Raw genomic sequence first — 353 nt, forward strand, 5'->3', positions numbered from 1 at the left:
GTATTATGAGTTTGAAAATTTCATAAACTCTAAAATCTTATAAAAAGAGGAGCATAAAACATGAGCGAACAATGTCCAATTAATGTACCATGTCAGGTAGCGGGACAAACCCAAACACCATTAAGTGATGAGACTGCAACACCAATTGTTACTCCAGGAGCACCTATTGTAAAGATTCCAGTGGTATTAGCTGAAAGAACGCTTCAAATTGTTGTAGAGTCCGATATTTCATTAGAGCCTCCAGCAGTCGAAATTAAACGCATCTTAAAAAACGTATTTTTAACACAATGTAAGTTAGTGCCTGTAGCATTCGTACCAGTACCAGGTACACCTTACCGACGAGTTACAAGAGC

Annotated in this window: 1 protein-coding gene; it reads left to right on the forward strand. The window is 38.0% G+C overall.

Going from position 1 to position 353, the window contains the following annotated elements; genetic code table 11:
- Window positions 1-60: 60 nt before the first annotated feature.
- Window positions 61-353 (forward strand): DUF7852 domain-containing protein (locus ACS2FK_RS30545; protein ID WP_438899982.1); only part of this gene is annotated, 293 nt, incomplete at its 3' end.

It is taken from the genome of Bacillus cereus group sp. BceL220 (assembly GCF_051776965.1).
GTDB classification, from domain to species: domain Bacteria; phylum Bacillota; class Bacilli; order Bacillales; family Bacillaceae_G; genus Bacillus_A; species Bacillus_A cereus.